We start from the raw sequence: 858 nt of genomic DNA, 5'->3' as shown, positions 1-858 counted from the left end.
GGAGCTCACCGAGCCGATCGAGGCTCCGTTTGGGCCGTACCGGGTGCTCACCAGCCCGCCGAACACGCAGGGTTTCTCCCTGCTGCGCACACTCCTGGCCCTGGAACGAACTCCGCTCCGCGACCCCCTCGGGGCGGACGCGGCGGCCCTCGCGGCCCTCTTCGCGGGTAACAACGCCGTGCGGGACACGTACCTGGCCGACCCACGCTCCGGCGGGGCCTCGGCGGAGGCGCTCCTGGACCTGCCGGTGCCGGGCCCCGCACGGCTCGACGCCGCTCCGCGAGCCACCGGGGACACGGTCGGCGTCAGCGCGATCAGCGCGGACGGCTGGGCCGTGTCCCTCATCCAGTCGATCTACCACGGCTTCGGGGCCGCGATCCTGGAGCCCGACACGGGGGTGCTCTTTCACAATCGGGGCACCTCGTTCTCGCTCGACCCGGCAGCCGCGAACGTGTTCGCCCCCGGGAAGCGCCCGCGGCACACCCTCATGCCCGTGCTGGTGCTCCGCGGCTCGGAGGTGGCCTGGGTCTCCTCGACGATGGGCGGGCAGGGCCAACCGCAGGTGCACGCGCAGCTGCTCCTGCGCTCCTGGGCCGGGGCGAGCCCCGCGGAGGCGACGAGCGCCCCGCGGTTTTGCGTTGACGTGCAGCGCAGCGGTGCCCCCGTGCCCACGATCGTCTTTGAGGAGGACCTGCCGGAGGACGCGCGGCGGGCCCTGCTGAGCACGGGGCTCCTGCCGGTGCCCCTGCCCCCGCACAGCGAAAAGCTCGGCCACGCCAACCTGATCCGGGTGGAGCCGGATGGCAGCTTTTCCGCGGCCAGCGACCCCAGATCGGATGGCTCCGCCGCGATCGTCCT

The 858-nt window shown here is 73.4% G+C and carries 1 protein-coding gene; it reads left to right on the top strand.

Going from position 1 to position 858, the window contains the following annotated elements:
• The coding region (locus tag OOT08_RS08880) for a gamma-glutamyltransferase (RefSeq protein ID WP_325092890.1) at nucleotides 1–858 on the top strand (858 nt) is incomplete at both ends.

This window comes from Leucobacter sp. M11 (assembly GCF_035726885.1).
In the GTDB taxonomy this organism is placed as follows: Bacteria; Actinomycetota; Actinomycetes; order Actinomycetales; family Microbacteriaceae; genus JAPFRB01.
Note: the sequence above shows the minus strand (reverse complement) of the source record. Positions and strands in the feature narration are given on the sequence as shown.